Origin of the sequence: Burkholderia cepacia (genome assembly GCF_001718835.1) — a bacterium.
Classification (GTDB): Bacteria; Pseudomonadota; Gammaproteobacteria; order Burkholderiales; family Burkholderiaceae; genus Burkholderia; species Burkholderia cepacia_F.
Genome location: NZ_CP013444.1, coordinates 1,256,585 through 1,275,136 on the forward strand (window position 1 = coordinate 1,256,585; position 18,552 = coordinate 1,275,136).

The window sequence follows — 18,552 nt, forward strand, 5'->3', positions numbered from 1 at the left end:
ATGACCGTCACCCGTTCCGCGCAGAAACCGGCCGCGCCCGAGCCGCGCAGCCCGGCGCCCGCGCGCCCCGTTGCCGCCAACGCATGGCCCGGCGCGCCGGGCGTGCTGCCGTCGCACTGCCCGCTCTGTTTCGGCACGCTCGAGCCGATGCCCGGCATGCCGGGCCGCGCGCGGCACCGGAGCGCGCGGTGCTCCGCGCAGTGCGTGCTCACGACGCGCCAGTACCAGCCGGACGAGGTGGCGGTGCACGGCGGCCGCGACGCGCGGGTGGCGGCGCGTCATCGCGAGCGCTTCGTAGCGGACTGGGCGCGTCATTACGCGCTGATGCGGCGCGCGTGGCCCGCGCTCACGATCGGGCGCTTCACGGCGGTGCTGGCCTGCGCGGACGTGCAGGACCTGTGGTCGTACCCGTCGCTGCGCGACGACGATCTGGCGGCCGTGCTGCTCGTGCTGGCCGGGTTCATGCGGACGCCGGGGGCGCACGAGCCGGCCGATGCGTCGGCCGGCGGTCCGGCACGCTGGGTGCGATTCTGGTTCGACGCGAGCGTGCGCGACGTCGGCGATCTGTGGGCGGCCGGCGCCGATGCGCCGCGGTTCTTTCGCGTCGACTACCGGGAACCGCAGGCGACGCCGTATCCGACCGGCGCGCAGGTGCATGCGTGGCAGCCGGTCGACGGCATGCGCGACGCCTGGGCGCAGCAGCAGCGCGCACCCGTGCCGGCCGTCGAGCCGGCCGGGCGCGCGGCGTTTGCGCGCTTCGTCGCCCGCTCGCCGCGGCGCGACGCAATCTGACGACGGCCGCGACGAGGCCGCGCGCATCGAAGGAGGCGGATATGGGCGAATGGCGGAAGTGGAGCATGGCATGGGGGTGCGCGTTGCTGGCGGGCGCCGTCCATGCGCAGGCTGGTCGGCCGTCGGCGGCTGGCAGCCAGCCGGGTTCGGCGGCGAAGCCGGTCTGTGTCGATGCGGAAGTCGACGGCAAGCGTGCGCTGTCGTACGACTGCCTGAGCGCGCAGCTCGAGCCGAAGGCGACGCCGCACGCGGGTGCGTCGCAGACGGCCGCGGAAGGGCTCGCGACGGCGCCGTCGAACCGTCTCGGCACGTTCAACCTGTCGACCGAGCGAAACCGGTTCGGCTCGAACTGGGGCCGGTCGGTGGCGCCGCAGCGGCCGGATGCGCCGGTCGCGGTGCCGCCGAAATGAGCGAATGCGCGTCATTCGCGCGTGAAACGACGAGGATGATCATCGTGGAATCGGGTATTTGCAGTCGGGCGGGCGCGACGCTCGCGATGCTGGGCGCGATCGCGCTGACCGGCGCGGGCGATGCGGACGGATTGGCCGTCGCCGCCGAACGGCCGGCGCTCGCCGCGACGCCGGCGGCCCCGCCTCAGGCGGCCCCGCCGAACTTCACCGCGCTCGTCAAACGGTATGGCGCGGCGGTCGTCAACATCAGCGTCACGCGCGAAGTCACGCAGATGGGCATCCAGCTGCCGCCGGGCATTGCACCCGATCATCCGCTCGCGCCGTTTCTCGCGCGGCGCGTGATCGGCAACCGCGAGGAAGTGAGCCTCGGCTCCGGCTTCATCGTCAGTGCGGACGGCGTGATCCTGACCAACCGGCACGTGGTCGGCGACGCCGTCGCGATCGACGTGAAGCTCACCGACAAGCGGCAGTTCAAGGGGCGCGTGATCGGCAGCGATCCGCTGACCGATGTCGCGGTGGTCCGGATCGACGCGCACGACCTGCCGGTCGTCACCGGCGACCCGGCACGCACCGAGGTGGGCGACTGGGTGATGGCGATCGGTTCGCCGTACGGGTTCGCGAACACGGTCACGCAGGGTATCGTCAGTGCGAAATCGCGCTCGTTGCCCGGCGAGCGCGCGATTCCGTTCATCCAGACCGACGTGCCGATCAACCCCGGCAATTCGGGCGGCCCGCTGTTCGATCTCGGCGGCCGCGTGATCGCGATCAACTCGATGATTTTCTCGAAGACAGGCGGCTACCAGGGGCTCGCGTTCGCGATTCCGATCGACATCGCGCTCGACGTGAAGGATCAACTGCTGCGCACCGGCAAGGTCACGCGCGGCCGGCTCGGCGTGGCCGTGCAGGAGGTGAGCCAGGCGCTCGCGCGTTCGTTCGGCCTCGCGAGCCCGGACGGCGCGCTGATCACGATGGTCGAACCGGACGGCCCGGCCGCGCAGGCGGGCCTGCAACCGGGCGACGTCGTGCTTGCGGTCGACGGCAAGCCGGTCGCCGGATCGGCGGACCTGCTCGGCCCGGTCGCGCTCATGCGGCCCGGGCATCGCGCGGATCTGCTGGTGTGGCGCGCGGGGCAGGCGAGGCACCTGCACGCGACGGTGGGGGTGTTCGACAGCGGCGTCGCGTCGAACGGCGATGCGCAGGCGCTCGCGCGGTTCGGGCTCGCGTTGCGTGCGGCAACGGAGCAGGAGCGCCGGCGCGTCGGCGTCGGCCAGGCGCTCGTCGTCGAGCAGGCGAGCGGCCAGGCCGCGCGCGCGGGGTTGCAGGCCGGCGATATCGTGCTGTCGGTCAACGGCACGCCGGTCGCGAACATCGGCGCGCTGATCGGCGAACTGGACCGTGCGCGCGGCGCGATCGCGCTGCTCGTCCAGCGCGGCGGCACGCGTCTGTACGTGCCGGTCGATCCGGGCTGACGGCGGGAGCGGGACGATGGACGGGCGCGGCGCGCAAGCGGACAGGAAAACAGGAATCCTCATGAAGCGAAACCAGGGGTATCGCGCGCGCGGCTGGGGCGCGGCGCTCGCCGTCGCATGGACGCTCGTCGCGAGCGCGCCGGCGCATGCACAGACCGCCGACGTACCGCAGGCCTGGATGCGCTACGGACAGCTCGCCGGGCAGCAGTTCCAGGCGTGGCTCGAAGCCGACGGCGACGCGGCCGATCGGCTGCACCGCTATCTCGAGGTGCGCGTGCTGAACGCGAGCGCCGCCGCGCCGCCGCCCGCGATCGTCGTGCGCGCGTGGATCGGTCCGAACGGCGCCGTCACGCGTGTCGAGTTCGCGTCGCTCGGCGACCCGAACGCGGATGCCGCGTTGCGGCAGCTGCTGACCGCCGGGCCGCTGGCCGAGCCGCCGCCGCCCGACATGCGCCAGCCGCTGCGCGTGCGTTTGCGGTTGACGCCGAATCCCGACGCGCCGGTCGCGGCTTCCGGGGCAGCGGCGGCGGCTCCATGACGGGCGTGGCGCGATGACGGTCGTGCTGGTCCTGATCGTGCTGGCGATCGGCGTGCTGTTCGGATTCGCCGCGCATGTGGACGCGCTGACCGGCCGGATCGGCCGGCAGCCGGCGCGGGTGCAGTTCGAGCGCTTGCGCCGGGAGGTTGCTTTGCAGCGGGCGGCGCTGCGCCGACGCCCGGATAGTGCCGGTTGGTTTCGTAATATGATATGAGCTTGATCCGCTGGCCGGACTGTGGCGACCCTCACCCTTGAAAGGACCTGACCATGGAACTCACTCGATTGGGCTCGCATGTCGCCCAATCCGGTTTCGCCGAACGGCAGAAGCACGCGCAGGCGCTGATGTACGGCATGGCCAACATCTCCGAGTATGTGTCCAGGGGCATCTGCTACGATGCCGCCGCCTTTGTCAGGTATCTGCTCCAGGGGCCTGCGTTCATCACGCCCAATATGCTGATCGACACGAACGCTCAGAATTGGCGACCGCGGTTCAATTTCGAGGCGGGCAATCAATGGGATGGGCGGGGAAGCATTCCCGCGGGAACCGCAATCGGCTTCTCCCGAAACGGCAATGTCTTTCATGCCGCGATAGCCATTGGAGGCAGCAGGATACGCGCGGTGAACGGCGGGCGCCTGGGGAACGGGTGGCTGGTTCCGGTGGACCTCGCGCGCGTGCTTGCCCCCGGCGACGACGGAACCTTCCTGTATGACAGGACCAACATTCGGGTGCACCTGTCGCGCCTGTAAACGACCAGATGGCCGTGGTATCGCGGCTGAAGCTCAGCCCTTGGGCGTGAACGCGTGTTTGAACACGATCCCCATGGATGTCCGCGGTCCCGGACGCATCCGTAACGGACGACACGGAAGATCCGCGCGCGCATACGTCGGCGAAAACGGCCGCGCGTTACACGGTTGAAACAATTCTCGATGCATCGCAGCAACGGCGCGCGCTGAATCGAATGCTCGTCGTCGCCCGTGAAGCCGCGCCGTTGCTGCGTTTCCTTGCCGCGCGCGGGACTGGGCGAATGGGTGCGTTCGCCTTGCGTTTCAGAACTGAAACAACGCAGCGGTCCGAACGTTTCATCACACCAACCATCGATCGCGCAGCCCCTTGTTCATTGCGCCGCTGCGTGATGGTCCGTTCCTTGCTCTCGTCTTCTGCGAACACACAAGCCGCACGGCCATACGGCCCGATGTCGGCAATGAACAACTAACGCGCAGATCGGGGAAATCATGTCCAAGTACGCTACGGGTAGCCACGCGGCTGCTTTCACGCATTACCTCCCGGTACACGTCGACTGAGTCGCGCTCACGCGCACGCAGAAGATTCAATCAACGATGTGTTCGGGGGGAGTATGGAAGGCGGAAAAGAATTACATGCGCCATCTGTCACGCCGGCATGCATTGCCGATGTGTCGTCGGTTCGTGCCGGACCAGGGGGCTTCGCGCCGGGCGTGTCGACGCAAGCCGACGCGCTTGCGAATCGGGCGTGGCAACTTCTGAATGGCGGGGACTTCGAGCAAAGTGCCGCGTGCGCAAGGCAGGCCGTCTCCATTGACCCGGGCAGCGGCTTCGTGCGGCTGATTCTCGGCGTGGCATTGAACCGGGTCGGCCTACGACGCGAAGCGCTCGATGAACTCGCGTGGGCTGCCGTACTTGCGCCGCGTGATCCGCAGATTCGCTACAACCTCGCGGTCGCGTTGCACGAATCCGGGCAGCAGGCGCGCGCGATGGATGAATATCGCGCGTGCCTGGAACGAGATCCGGCTTGTGCCGACGCGTTATGGAATTACGGCGAGCTTCTGCGGCTCCGGGAGCATTTCGACGAGGCGCTCGATTGCTTTGACCGGCTGGTTCGTGTCGAGAGCGGATTGCGCGACAAGGCCGCACACCGGATGGCCGTGTGCTGCGCCCATCTCGGGCTGGACGATCGCGCACGGGCGTTGTTCGAGAAACAGATCTCCGAAGACGACGATCCGCTCACGCATTGGGAGTACGCGCATTTTCTGCTTGGCAGGGGCCGGTTCACGGAGGCGTGGCCACATTATGCGAGGCGTTTCGATGCGGGAGAGAGGATCGGCCTCAAGGGCATGCGCTTTCCGTACCCGTCGTGGTGCGGCCAGTTCGAAGCCGGATCGACATTGATTGTCTCCTGCGAGCAGGGCGCCGGCGACGAGATCCTGTTTGCCGCGTTTCTGCCTTCGCTGGTGCGCCGGGCAAGGTCTGCCGACATGCGCGTGGTGGTGGTATGCAGGCCCGCACTGGTGCGGTTGTTCCGCGAGAGTTTTCCGTCGGCACGCGTATTGGGGGGGATGGTCACGAAAGAGCCGGATCTTGGCGACATCGTTAAACAGTCCTTACGTATCTGGCACATCCCGATCGGCGATCTGCCGTTGTGGTTGGACAAGCCTGAGCCGGCAGCTTATCTGAAGCCTGCGCCGGAAGATCAGCGCGCCGCCCGGCGGTTGATTGCGTCGTCTCGCGCGGGCGATGGCTGCCGGCATATCGGCATCGCGTGGTCGGCCAATCCGCTCTCGAGCGCATCGAATCGGCGCGCACGCAATGTGCCGTCGGAGCAGCTGAACGCGTGGCTGAAGGACATTCGCGGCGTGCGCTTCTATTCGCTGATGCCCGCTGAACATGGCGCGGCTCTGGCCGGCGTGCCCGATTTGCACGTTACCGATCTTGCTTTCTTTTTGACCGACTTCAGCCGGACTGCGGCGGCGATGCAGTGTCTGGATGAAATCGTGTCGGTGTGCACATCGAGCGCCAATCTTTCGGGGGCGCTCGGACTGAAAACGCATGTGCTGTTGCAAAAGCATGCGGACTGGCGGTGGTGTGGGGATACCGGATGGTATCGCGACGTCGTGACATACAGGCAAGAGACGCGCGCGGACTGGGGAACCTGTCTGCAAGCGCTTTCCGCGAACTGGCGCTGACAAATACGGGGGGGGGAACATGAACAGGATCTACAAGTGCATTTTCAGCCGCAGGCTGAACCAGATGGTTGTCGTCGCGGAGAGCACGGCGGGGCAGGGTAAGTCAGGGGGGCGGTCTCGTGCGGTCAGGCGAGTGCGGGTTGTGGCTGCCGCAGCTTTGGCGGCCGGTACGTGCATGCCCCTGCCGCAGTTGGCGTGGGCGGATAGCGTTTGTTATAACAAGGGTCCCGTCAGTGACACGTGTGGAAGCACTTCGGCGATGTACACGGGGAGCGGGACCAATGACACGTTCTACGGATATGCGAGCGGCACCGGCATGTCTGGCAGTTCGAACACGGGTAACGGGGCCTATTCGAGCTACAACGTCACGGGAGACTCGAATACGGGTAGCGGGGCTAATTCGAGCTACAACGTCACCGGCAGCAACAACACCGGAAGCGGAGCCAATTCCAGCTATGCCGTCACGGGCAGCAACAACACGGCGATCGGAGCGAGCGCTGGTCAGTACGTCAACGGTAGCGGAAATGTGGCGTTGGGCGCATCTGCGGGATCGGGAACGAGCGGCAGCCCGCTCAATATCACCAACACCACGGCGATTGGCTACGGCGCGACGGCTACGGGGACAAACTCCGTCGCGCTGGGTTCCAACAGCACCGACGGCGGCGCGGCAAACGTGGTGAGCGTGGGCAACGGCTCGCTGCAGCGCAAGATCGTCAATGTGTCGAGCGGGAACGTGGCGTCGGGCTCGACGGATGCGGTGAACGGCGGGCAGCTTTTCTCCCTCTCCACCAGCTTGAACGCGACGAACAGCAACGTCACGAGCCTGTCGACTTCGAGCTCGACGGGGATCAGCACGGCGCAGAGCGGTGTGAACTCGCTGTCGACGGGGCTGAGCACGACGAATAGTAACGTGACGAGCCTGTCGACCTCGAGCTCGACGGGGATCAGCACGGCGCAGAGCGGCGTGAGCTCGCTGTCGACAGGGCTGAATGCGACCAACAGCAATGTGACGAGCCTGTCGACTTCGGCCTCGACGGGGATCAGCACGACGCAGAGCGGTGTGAACTCGCTGTCGACAGGGCTGAATGCGACCAACAGCAATGTGACGAGCCTGTCGACTTCGGCCTCGACGGGGATCAGCACGGCGCAGAGCGGCGTGAGCTCGCTGTCGACAGGGCTGAACGCGACCAACAGCAATGTGACGAGCCTGTCGACTTCGGCGGCGGCGGGGATCAGCACGGCGCAGAGCGGTGTGAACTCGCTGTCGACGGGGTTGAGCACGACGAATAGTAACGTGACGAGCCTGTCGACCTCGAGCTCGACGGGGATCAGCACGGCGCAGAGCGGTGTGAACTCGCTGTCGACAGGGCTGAATGCGACCAACAGCAATGTGACGAGCCTGTCGACTTCGGCCTCGACGGGGATCAGCACGGCGCAGAGCGGTGTGAACTCGCTGTCGACAGGGCTGAATGCGACCAACAGCAATGTGACGAGCCTGTCGACTTCGGCCTCGACGGGGATCAGCACGGCGCAGAGCGGCGTGAGCTCGCTGTCGACAGGGCTGAACGCGACCAACAGCAATGTGACGAGTCTGTCGACCTCGGCGGCGGCGGGGATCAGCACGGCGCAAAGTGGCGTGAACTCGCTGTCGACGAGTGTGAACACGACGAACAGCAATGTGACGAGCCTGTCGACCTCGGCCGCAGCGGGGATCAGCACGGCACAAAGTGGCGTGAACTCGCTGTCGACCAGCGTGAACGCGACCAACAGCAATGTGACGAGCCTGTCGACCGTGGCGTCAGCGGGAATCAGCACGGCGCAAAGCGGCGTGAGCTCGCTGTCGACGAGCGTAAACACGACCAACAGCAATGTGACGAGCCTGTCGACTTCGGCCGCGGTGGGAATCAGCACGGCGCAAAGTGGCGTGAACTCGCTGTCGACGAGTGTGAACACGACGAACAGCAATGTGACGAGCCTGTCGACTTCGGCCGCGGCGGGAATCAGCACGGCACAAAGTGGGGTGAACTCGCTGTCGACGAGCGTGAACGCGACCAACAGCAATGTGACGAGCCTGTCGACCGTGGCGGCAGCGGGAATCAGCACGGCGCAAAGCGGCGTGAGCTCGCTGTCGACGAGCGTGAACACGACCAACAGCAATGTGGCTAGTCTGTCGACCTCGGCCGCGGCGGGGATCAGCACGACGCAAAGCGGTGTGAACTCGCTGTCGACGAGCGTGAACGCGACGAACAGCAATGTGACGAGCCTGTCGACCTCGGCCGCGGCGGGGATCAACACGGCGCAAAGCGGTGTGAGCTCGCTGTCGACGAGTGTGAACGCGACGAACAGCAATGTGACGAGTCTGTCGACCTCGGCCGCGGCGGGGATCAGCACGGCGCAAAGCGGGGTGAGCTCGCTGTCGACCAGCGTGAACGCGACGAACAGCAGCGTGACGAGCCTGTCGACCGTGGCGGCGGCGGGGATCAGCACAGCACAAAGCGGCGTGAGCTCGTTGTCGACGAGCCTGAACGCGACGAACAGCAGCCTCGGTGCGCTGTCGACGCAGGAATCGACCGACGTGGTGTCGCTGTCGACCAGTGTGAATGCGACCAACAGCAGCGTAACGAGCCTGTCGACCTCGGCGGCGGCGGGGATCAGCACGGCACAAAGCGGTGTGAGTTCGCTATCGACCAGCGTGGATGCGACGAACAGCACCGTGACGAGTTTGTCGACCTCGGCCGCAGCGGGAATCAGCACGGCACAAAGCGGGGTGAGCTCGCTGTCGACGAGTCTGAACGCGACCAACAGCAGCCTCGGTGCGTTGTCGACGCAGGAATCGACTGACGTGGTGTCGTTGTCGACCAGCGTGAACACGATGAATAGCAGCGTAACGAGCCTGTCGACCTCGGCGGCGGTGGGGATCAGCACGGCGCAAAGCGGTGTGACTTCGTTGTCGACGAGCCTGAACGCGACGAACAGCAGCCTTGGTGCACTATCGACGCAGGAGTCGACCGACGTGGTGTCGCTGTCGACCAGCGTGAATGCGACCAATAGCAGCGTGACGAGCCTGTCGACCGTGGCGGCGGCCGGGATCAGCACGGCACAAAGCGGCGTGACTTCGCTGTCGACGAGCCTGAACGCGACGAACAGCAGCCTTGGTGCACTATCGACGCAGGAGTCGACCGACGTGGTGTCGCTGTCGACCAGCGTGAATGCGACCAACAGCAATGTGACGAGCTTGTCGACCGTGGCGGCAGCGGGAATCAGCACGGCGCAAAGCGGGGTGAGCTCGTTGTCGACGAGCCTGAACGCGACGAACAGCAGCCTTGGTGCACTGTCGACGCAGGAATCGACTGACGTGGTGTCGCTGTCGACCAGCGTGAACGCGACCAACAGCAACGTGACGAGCCTGTCGACCGTGGCGGCGGCGGGGATCAGCACGGCACAAAGCGGGGTGACTTCGTTGTCGACGAGCCTGAACGCGACGAACAGCAATGTGACGAGCCTGTCGACCTCGGCCGCGGCGGGAATCAGCACGGCGCAAAGCGGTGTGACTTCGCTGTCGACGAGCCTGAACGCGACGAACAGCAGCCTCGGTGCACTATCGACGCAAGAATCGACTGACGTGGTGTCGCTGTCGACCAGCGTGAACGCGACCAACAGCAACGTGACGAGCCTGTCGACCGTGGCGGCGGCCGGGATCAGCACGGCACAAAGCGGGGTGAGCTCGTTGTCGACGAGCTTGAACGCGACGAATAGCAGCCTTGGTGCACTGTCGACGCAAGAATCGACTGACGTGGTGTCGCTGTCGACCAGCGTGAACACGACGAACAGCAGTGTGACGAGCTTGTCGACTGCGGCTGCGCTGGGGATCAGCACGGCACAAAGCGGTGTGAGTTCGCTATCGACCAGCGTGGATGCGACGAACAGCACCGTGACGAGCCTGTCGACCTCGGCGGCGGCGGGGATCAGCACGACACAAAGCGGGGTGACTTCGTTGTCGACGAGCCTGAGCGCGACGAACAGCAACCTCGGTGCGTTGTCGACGCAGGAATCGACCGACGTGGTGTCGTTGTCGACCAGCGTGAATGCGACCAATAGCAGCGTGACGAGCCTGTCGACCGTGGCGGCGGCCGGGATCAGCACGGCACAAAGCGGCGTGAACTCGCTGTCGACCAGCGTGGATGCGACGAACAGCAATGTGACGAGCTTGTCGACCGTGGCGGCAGCGGGAATCAGCACGGCGCAAAGCGGCGTGAGCTCGCTGTCGACGAGCCTGAACGCGACGAACAGCAACCTCGGTGCGTTGTCGACGCAGGAATCGACCGACGTGGTGTCGTTGTCGACCAGCGTGAATGCGACCAACAGCAGCGTGACGAGCCTGTCGACCGTGGCGGCGGCGGGGATCAGCACGGCGCAAAGCGGGGTGACTTCGCTGTCGACGAGCCTGAACGCGACGAACAGCAATGTGACGAGCCTGTCGACCTCGGCCGCAGCGGGAATCAGCACGGCACAAAGCGGCGTGAGCTCGCTGTCGACGAGTTTGAACGCGACCAACAGCAGCCTCGGTGCACTGTCGACGCAGGAATCGACTGACGTGGTGTCGCTGTCGACCAGTGTGAATGCGACCAACAGCACCTTGACGAGCCTGTCGACCTCGGCCGCAGCGGGAATCAGCACGGCACAAAGCGGTGTGAGTTCGCTATCGACCAGCGTGGATGCGACGAACAGCACCGTGACGAGCCTGTCGACCTCGGCCTCAGCGGGAATCAGCACGGCGCAAAGCGGGGTGAGCTCGCTGTCGACGGGGCTGAGCGTCACGAACAGCGCCGTCGGCGCGCTGTCGACGCAGGAATCGACTGACGTGGGTTCGCTGTCGACCAGCCTGGCTACGACCAACAGCAATGTCAGCTCGCTGTCGACGGGCCTGAGTGCCACGAACAGCGCCGTCGGCGCGCTGTCGACGCAGGAATCGACTGACGTGGGTTCGCTGTCGACCAGCCTGACTACGACCAACAGCAATGTGAGCTCATTATCGACGGGCCTGAGCGCCACGAACAGCGCCGTCGGTGCGTTGTCGACGCAGGAATCGACTGACGTGGGTTCGCTGTCGACGAGCCTGACTACGACCAACAGCAACGTGAGCTCATTATCGACGGGCCTGAGCGCCACGAACAGCGCCGTCGGCGCGCTGTCGACGCAGGAATCGACCGACGTAGGTTCGCTGTCGACCAGCCTGACTACGACCAACAGCAACGTCAGCTCACTGTCGACCGGCCTGAACACGACCAACAGCAATGTGGCGAGCCTGTCGACTTCGGCTGCGGCGGGAATCAGCACGGCACAAAGCGGTGTGAGCTCGCTGTCGACGAGCCTGAACGCTACCAACAGCAGCCTTGGTGCACTATCGACGCAGGAGTCGACCGACGTGGTGTCGCTGTCGACCAGTGTGAATGCGACGAACAGCAACGTGACGAGCTTGTCGACCTCGGCGGCGGTGGGGATCAGCACGGCACAAAGCGGTGTGACTTCGCTGTCGACGAGCCTGAACGCTACCAACAGCAGCCTTGGTGCACTATCGACGCAGGAGTCGACCGACGTGGTGTCGCTGTCGACCAGTGTGAATGCGACGAACAGCAACGTGACGAGCTTGTCGACCTCGGCGGCGGTGGGGATCAGCACGGCACAAAGCGGTGTGACTTCGCTGTCGACGAGCCTGAACGCCACCAACAGCAGCCTTGGTGCACTGTCGACGCAGGAATCGACCGATGTGGGATCGCTGTCGACCAGCGTGAACGCGACCAACAGCAATGTGACGAGCTTGTCGACCGTGGCGGCAGCGGGAATCAGCACAGCACAAAGCGGGGTGAGCTCGTTGTCGACGAGCCTGAACGCGACGAACAGCAGCCTCGGTGCACTGTCGACGCAGGAATCGACCGACGTGGTGTCGCTGTCGACCAGCGTGAATGCGACCAACAGCAGCGTGACGAGCCTGTCGACCGCGGCGGCAGCGGGAATCAGCACGGCACAAAGCGGGGTGACTTCGCTGTCGACGAGCCTGAACGCCACCAACAGCAGCCTTGGTGCACTGTCGACGCAGGAATCGACCGATGTGGGATCGCTGTCGACCAGCGTGAACGCGACCAACAGCAATGTGACGAGCTTGTCGACCGTGGCGGCAGCGGGAATCAGCACAGCACAAAGCGGGGTGAGCTCGTTGTCGACGAGCCTGAACGCGACGAACAGCAGCCTCGGTGCACTGTCGACGCAGGAATCGACCGACGTGGTGTCGCTGTCGACCAGCGTGAATGCGACCAACAGCAGCGTGACGAGCCTGTCGACCGCGGCGGCAGCGGGAATCAGCACGGCACAAAGCGGGGTGACTTCGCTGTCGACGAGCTTGAACGCGACGAACAGCAGCCTCGGTGCACTGTCGACGCAGGAGTCGACCGATGTGGGATCGCTGTCGACCAGCGTGAATGCGACCAACAGCAACGTGACGAGCCTGTCGACCGTGGCGGCGGTGGGGATCAGCACGGCACAAAGCGGGGTGACTTCGCTGTCGACGAGCCTGAACGCGACGAACAGCAGCCTCGGTGCGTTGTCGACGCAGGAATCGACCGACGTGGTGTCGCTGTCGACCAGCATGAATGCAACGAACAGCACCGTGACGAGCCTGTCGACCGCGGCGGCAGCGGGAATCAGCACGGCACAAAGCGGGGTGAGCTCGTTGTCGACGAGCCTGAACGCGACGAACAGCAGCCTCGGTGTGCTGTCGACGCAGGAATCGACTGACGTGGTGTCGCTGTCGACCAGCGTGAATGCGACGAACAGCAGCGTGACGAGCCTGTCGACCTCGGCGGCGCTGGGGATCAGCACGGCGCAAAGCGGGGTGAGCTCGCTGTCGACGAGCCTGAACGCGACGAACAGCAGCCTCGGTGCGTTGTCGACGCAGGAATCGACTGATGTGGTGTCGCTGTCGACCAGCATGAATGCAACGAACAGCACCGTGACGAGCCTGTCGACCTCGGCCTCAGCGGGAATCAGCACGGCACAAAGCGGGGTGAGCTCGTTGTCGACGAGCCTGAACGCGACGAACAGCAGCCTCGGTGTGCTGTCGACGCAGGAATCGACTGACGTGGTGTCGCTGTCGACCAGCGTGAATGCGACGAACAGCAGCGTGACGAGCCTGTCGACCTCGGCGGCGCTGGGGATCAGCACGGCGCAAAGCGGGGTGAGCTCGCTGTCGACGAGCCTGAACGCTACAAACAGCAGCCTCGGTGCGTTGTCGACGCAGGAATCGACTGATGTGGTGTCGCTGTCGACCAGTGTGAATGCGACCAACAGCAGTGTGACGAGCCTGTCGACTGCGGCTGCGCTGGGGATCAGCACGGCACAAAGCGGCGTGAACTCGCTGTCGACCAGCGTGACTGCCACCAACAGCAATGTGACGAGCCTGTCGACCGTGGCGGCAGCGGGAATCAGCACGGCACAAAGTGGCGTGAACTCGCTGTCGACCAGCGTGACTGCCACCAATAGCAATGTGGCGAGTCTGTCGACCTCGGCCGCGGCAGGGATCAGCACGGCGCAAAGCGGTGTGAACTCGCTGTCGACGAGCGTGAACACGACCAACAGCAATGTGACGAGCCTGTCGACTGCGGCTGCGCTGGGGATCAGCACGGCACAAAGCGGCGTGAACTCGCTGTCGACCAGCGTGACTGCCGCCAATAGCAATGTGGCTAGCCTGTCGACCTCGGCCGCGGCGGGAATCAGCACGGCGCAAAGCGGTGTGAACTCGCTGTCGACCAGCGTGAATGCGACGAACAGCAGCGTGACGAGCCTGTCGACTTCGGCCGCAGTGGGGATCAGCACGGCACAAAGCGGCGTGAACTCGCTGTCGACCAGCGTGACTGCCACCAATAGCAATGTGGCGAGTCTGTCGACCTCGGCCGCGGCAGGGATCAGCACGGCGCAAAGCGGTGTGAACTCGCTGTCGACGAGCGTGAACACGACCAACAGCAATGTGACGAGCCTGTCGACTGCGGCTGCGCTGGGGATCAGCACGGCACAAAGCGGCGTGAACTCGCTGTCGACCAGCGTGACTGCCGCCAATAGCAATGTGGCTAGCCTGTCGACCTCGGCCGCGGCGGGAATCAGCACGGCGCAAAGCGGTGTGAACTCGCTGTCGACCAGCGTGAACGCGACCAACAGCAACGTAACGAGCCTGTCGACTTCGGCCGCAGTGGGGATCAGCACGGCACAAAGCGGCGTGAGCTCGCTGTCGACGAGCGTGAACACGACCAACAGTAATGTGACGAGCCTGTCGACTGCGGCTGCGCTGGGAATCAGCACGGCGCAAAGCGGAGTGAGCTCGCTGTCGACGAGCGTGAACGCGACGAACAGCAACGTAACGAGCCTGTCGACCTCGGCCGCAGCCGGAATCAGCACGGCACAAAGCGGCGTGAACTCGCTGTCGACCAGCGTGACTGCCACCAATAGCAATGTGGCTAGCCTGTCGACCTCGGCCGCGGCGGGAATCAGCACGGCGCAAAGCGGCGTGAGCTCGCTGTCGACGAGCGTGAACGCGACGAACAGCAATGTGACGAGCCTGTCGACCTCGGCGGCGGTGGGGATCAGCACGGCGCAAAGCGGTGTAACCTCATTGTCGACGAGCCTGAACACCACCAACAGCAGCCTCGGTGCGCTGTCGACTCGGGAATCGACCGACGTGGGTTCGTTGTCGACCAGCCTGAATACGGCCAACAGCAACGTCACCTCCCTGTCGACCAGCCTGAACACGACCAACAGCACGGTCGGCTCGCTCTCCACGAGCCTGAACACGACGACCAGCCGAGTCAGTTCGCTGTCCACGAGTCTGAACACGACCAACAGCAACCTCACGAGCCTGTCGATGTCGACCTCGACGGGGATCAGCGCGGCGGTGAGCGGCGTGACTTCGCTGTCCACGGGCCTGTCGACGACGAACAGCAATCTGGCGTCGTTGTCGAGCTCGTTTTCCGGCTCGATCGCCTCCTGGATGAACAGTCTGAGCACGGTCAACAACAACCTTTCGACACTGAGTGTTTCCACGTCGACCAGCGTGGTCCAGCTCTTCACCGGCGTTGCGTCGCTGTCGACCGGCTTGAGCACGACCAACAGCAAATTGAGTACCGCCGTCACGTCCCTGTCGACGGGAATCGCTTCCCTGTCCACGCAGATGAACTCCCCGGGGTTCGGGAAAGGAGCGCAGAGCACGACGAGTACGTCGACTTCCGCGGCGCTCTCTACGTCTACCTCGACCACGGCAAGTACCAGCACCAGTACCAGCACCAGCACCGCGCAAAGTTCAACGTCGACGGCGTCGAGCTCCCTGTCCACCAGCGCCGGCTCGCAATCGACGGGCGCGAAGGCAGTCGTTTCCGCGCAGCTCGTTCAAAGCGCGTTGGCAAGCCCGGTCGCGACAGGCGCCAGCGCACAGGCCACCGGCGATTCCGCGACGGCAATGGGCGCCAATGCGGTCGCGTCGGGGAGCAACTCGGTTGCGGTCGGCTCGGGCGCGATGGCCATGGCGCCGAATTCGGTCGCGCTGGGCGCGAGCTCGATCGCGACCGATGCGAACACGGTGTCGGTGGGTTCGCCGGGCAACGAGCGCAGGATCATGAACGTGGCGCCCGGCATGAACCCGACGGACGCGGTCAACATGTCGCAACTGAGCGCCGTGCAGTCGAACATGAACCAGGTCGCAAGGCTCGCCTATTCCGGAATAGCCGGGGCCGCCGCGCTGACGATGATTCCCGAGGTCGACCCCGGGAAGACACTCTCGGTCGGCTTCGGAACGGCCGGTTACCAGGGCTATCAGGCGGTGGCCATCGGCTTCACGGCACGCATCACCAACAACCTGAAGATCAAGGGAGGCGTAGCGATCAACGGCGCGGGCGGCAATACTTACGGTGCCGGCGCATCGTACCAGTGGTAAGCAACGCATACTCGCGGAGGTCAACAGCCATGCGAATCGGAATTTCGGTTCTCACGCACGCCGGCCAGAACATCTGGGAAAACGGCCTGGGCCAGAACGTCTTCCATCTGGCCCGGTTGTTGCGCGCGTTGCCGTTCGTCGAGGACGTGTTGCTGCTCAATTGCGGGGATCAGTCGTGCCTGCCCGGCGACGTCGAGGCGGACGGCGCCGGCTTTCGGCTGATCGCGCCGCGCGATGCAACCGACCTGATCGACGTGGCCATCGAAATGGCGGGCGGGCTCGACGTGAGCTGGCTTGACCATTTGCGCGCGCAGGGAAAGAAGGTGGTCTACCACTGTTGCGGACAGCCCTATACCGCGCTGATTGAGCCCACGATTTTCGGTGGGGGAGGCTTTTTTTCCCGTTCGGAGCGCTGCGACGAAATCTGGACCTTGCCGAGAGACCGGGGCTTTCACCGGATGCTCGAATCCCTGTACCGATGCCCGGTGTACGACGTGCCCTACTTGTGGGCGCCGGAATTTCTCGAGCGGCGCGCCGCGTCGCTGCGCAGCGATCACGGGATCGAATTCGGCTATCGTCCCCAGCCGCGCAAGGACTATACGTTTCGCGCGCTCAGGGTCGCGGTACTGGAGCCGAATATCTCCGTGACGAAGGTTTGCAGCATTCCGATGCTGATCTGCGATGCGGCTTTCCGGACGAACGAGGATGCCGTTGCCGAACTGCATCTGCTCAACACGATTCAGATGAAGGATCATCCGACGTTCGTGCATCTGGCCAATTCGCTGGATCTGACGAAGAACGGGAAAGTGCGCTTCGAGCAGCGGCACGATTTCGCCGGCTACATGAGCCAGTTCGGCGACGCCGTGGTCACGCATCAGTGGCAGCACGACCAGAACACGCTCTATCTCGACGCGCTCTACGGGGGCTACCCGCTGATCCACAACTCGTCGTGGCTGGGTGCGGCGGGATACTACTATCCGGATTCCGACATACCGGGCGGCGCATGCCGGCTCATCGAAGCGTCGCGAAACCATGACGAGAATTTCGATTCCTACCGGCGCTCGGCAACGCAGTTCCTGGGCACGCTGAATCCGCTTCACACGACGAACCTGGCTGCGTATGCCCGCAGCCTGTTGCGATTGACATCGGTGGGCGATCGGGGGGCGACATGTTGAACGGACGGCGGCTCAAGGTAGGGGTGACGATCTTCGTGCGTGCAGGCCAGCAATCCCTGTGGGAAAACGGCATTTTCCAGAACTGTTTCTTCCTGGTCATGCTGCTCGCGAAATCGCCGCTCGTCGAGACAGTATTCCTGGTCAATGGGGGCGATGGCCGCGTCGAGGACGCGGGCGAATTCCTGGCCGACGCGCCGGCGCAGGTAATCGACCTGCAGACGGCACGCACGCAGCTCGACGTGGTCGTCGAGCTGAGCGCGCAACTCGATCCGCAGTGGGCGCAGGACTTCCAGTCCCGCGGCGGGCGGGTCGTCGGCATGCGCGTGGCCAACGATTACGCAATCGATGTCGAGCGCATGATTTTCGGCCGCCCGCACGGCATGCTGGTCTCCGGCGCGGAATACGACGTGATCTGGACCTTGCCTGCCTTTGAAAAAACGTGCGCCGCCTATTACGAAGCAGCATTGCGTGCGCCGGTGCGCACCGTCCAGCATATCTGGAGCCCGCTGCTCGTCGAGCGCGCAGTTGGCCGGAGTGTGTCGGCCCGGCCGTTCGGCTATGCACCCGGCCACGCGCGCTGGCGCCTCGCGATCCTCGAGCCCAACCTCTGCATGGTGAAGACCAGCCATGTTGCGATGCTGCTTGCGGACGTCGCCTACCGCCAGTCCCCGGGCTTCATCGACGTGCTGCGCGTCTACAACACGTTTCATCTGAAAAACGACCCGCTGTTCGTCGGATTCGCGACCAGCCTCGACCTCGTGCGCCACGGGCTTGCGTCGTTCGAGGCACGTTTTCCGACGTACGAAATCATGGGGCAGCACGCCGACGCGATCATTTCCCACCATTGGGAGAATGCGCAGAATTATTTGTATTACGAGGCGCTGCATGGCGGCTACCCGCTGATCCACAATTCGACGCTGCTTGGGGACTGCGGATACCGATATGCGGACTTCGATCCCCAGGACGGCGCGCTGGCGCTGCGTCAGGCGTTCGCGGGACACGATGCGCAACTCGACGATTACAGGCGCACCGCGCGTGAATTCCTGAAGACGCTCGATCCGCATGCCGAGCGCAATGTCGAGCAATACGGTGCGGCGCTCGCGGAACTCTATCAGTGACGGGGAATCGCGACGGGCGAAGCTCGATGACCCGTATAGCGTCGCGCCGTCTATCGCTGATATCCTCTCGATCGTGTCTGACTATTCAATGGACCGTGGCGACGCGTGCCGCGTCCCGGCGATGCCCGCGGGTGCAAA

Annotated in this window: 13 protein-coding genes and 1 pseudogene; 12 read left to right on the forward strand and 2 right to left on the reverse strand. The window is 64.8% G+C overall.

Annotated elements, in window-relative coordinates; translation table 11 throughout:
• The 9 genes and pseudogenes from WT26_RS25885 to WT26_RS39155 form a co-directional block, all read left to right on the forward strand.
• Window positions 1-792 carry a hypothetical protein gene (locus WT26_RS25885; protein ID WP_069274244.1) on the forward strand — a complete coding sequence of 264 codons (792 nt, stop codon included), beginning with the start codon at window positions 1-3 and terminating at the stop codon, window positions 790-792.
• Between the two features lie 41 nt (window positions 793-833).
• Window positions 834-1,202: a hypothetical protein gene (locus WT26_RS25890; RefSeq protein ID WP_231130522.1), complete on the forward strand. Its 369-nt coding sequence runs from the start codon at window positions 834-836 to the stop codon at window positions 1,200-1,202.
• Window positions 1,203-1,237: 35 nt separating this feature from the next.
• Window positions 1,238-2,671, forward strand: a complete 1,434-nt coding sequence (locus WT26_RS25895) for a Do family serine endopeptidase (RefSeq protein ID WP_081333766.1) — start codon at window positions 1,238-1,240, stop codon at window positions 2,669-2,671.
• Between the two features lie 61 nt (window positions 2,672-2,732).
• Window positions 2,733-3,209, forward strand: a complete 477-nt coding sequence (locus tag WT26_RS25900) for a hypothetical protein (protein ID WP_069274245.1) — start codon at window positions 2,733-2,735, stop codon at window positions 3,207-3,209.
• A gap of 13 nt (window positions 3,210-3,222) precedes the next feature.
• Entirely contained in the window at window positions 3,223-3,423 is a 201-nt protein-coding gene (locus WT26_RS25905) for a hypothetical protein (protein WP_059919551.1), read from the forward strand.
• A gap of 53 nt (window positions 3,424-3,476) precedes the next feature.
• Complete coding sequence (gene tecA / locus WT26_RS25910; protein ID WP_069274246.1) at window positions 3,477-3,956, forward strand: type 6 secretion system effector deamidase TecA; 480 nt, start codon at window positions 3,477-3,479, stop codon at window positions 3,954-3,956.
• A gap of 77 nt (window positions 3,957-4,033) precedes the next feature.
• A complete protein-coding gene (locus WT26_RS37615) occupies window positions 4,034-4,423 on the forward strand; it encodes a hypothetical protein (RefSeq protein WP_155123214.1) in 390 nt (129 codons plus the stop codon).
• A 141-nt stretch (window positions 4,424-4,564) separates the two neighbouring features.
• The gene (locus WT26_RS25915) at window positions 4,565-6,148 is read left to right on the forward strand and encodes a tetratricopeptide repeat protein (protein WP_080485737.1); all 1,584 of its coding nucleotides are present in this window, start codon (window positions 4,565-4,567) and stop codon (window positions 6,146-6,148) included.
• A gap of 19 nt (window positions 6,149-6,167) precedes the next feature.
• Window positions 6,168-6,299, forward strand: a pseudogene (locus WT26_RS39155) (ESPR domain-containing protein); the annotation flags it as partial.
• A 449-nt stretch (window positions 6,300-6,748) separates the two neighbouring features.
• Here WT26_RS39155 and WT26_RS38585 read toward each other — a convergent pair.
• Window positions 6,749-15,523: a hypothetical protein gene (locus WT26_RS38585; RefSeq protein ID WP_069271121.1), complete on the reverse strand. Its 8,775-nt coding sequence runs from the start codon at window positions 15,521-15,523 to the stop codon at window positions 6,749-6,751.
• 54 nt (window positions 15,524-15,577) lie between these two features.
• On the reverse strand, window positions 15,578-15,805 hold the full coding sequence (locus tag WT26_RS38590; RefSeq protein WP_175551915.1) for a hypothetical protein: 228 nt from the start codon (window positions 15,803-15,805) through the stop codon (window positions 15,578-15,580).
• On the opposite strand from WT26_RS38590, the gene WT26_RS38595 reads away from it, so the two are divergent.
• The 3 genes from WT26_RS38595 to WT26_RS25935 are packed head-to-tail and all read left to right on the forward strand — an operon-like array spanning window position 15,804 to window position 18,414.
• Entirely contained in the window at window positions 15,804-16,121 is a 318-nt protein-coding gene (locus WT26_RS38595) for a YadA-like family protein (protein ID WP_080494104.1), read from the forward strand. The genes WT26_RS38590 and WT26_RS38595 overlap by 2 nt on opposite strands.
• Window positions 16,122-16,150: 29 nt before the next feature.
• Window positions 16,151-17,296 (forward strand): DUF2827 family protein, encoded by a 1,146-nt coding sequence (locus WT26_RS25930; protein ID WP_059885216.1) that lies wholly within the window; start codon window positions 16,151-16,153, stop codon window positions 17,294-17,296.
• Complete coding sequence (locus tag WT26_RS25935) at window positions 17,290-18,414, forward strand: DUF2827 domain-containing protein (RefSeq protein ID WP_060153379.1); 1,125 nt, start codon at window positions 17,290-17,292, stop codon at window positions 18,412-18,414. Before WT26_RS25930 ends, WT26_RS25935 begins: the two co-directional genes overlap by 7 nt.
• Window positions 18,415-18,552: the final 138 nt, after the last annotated feature.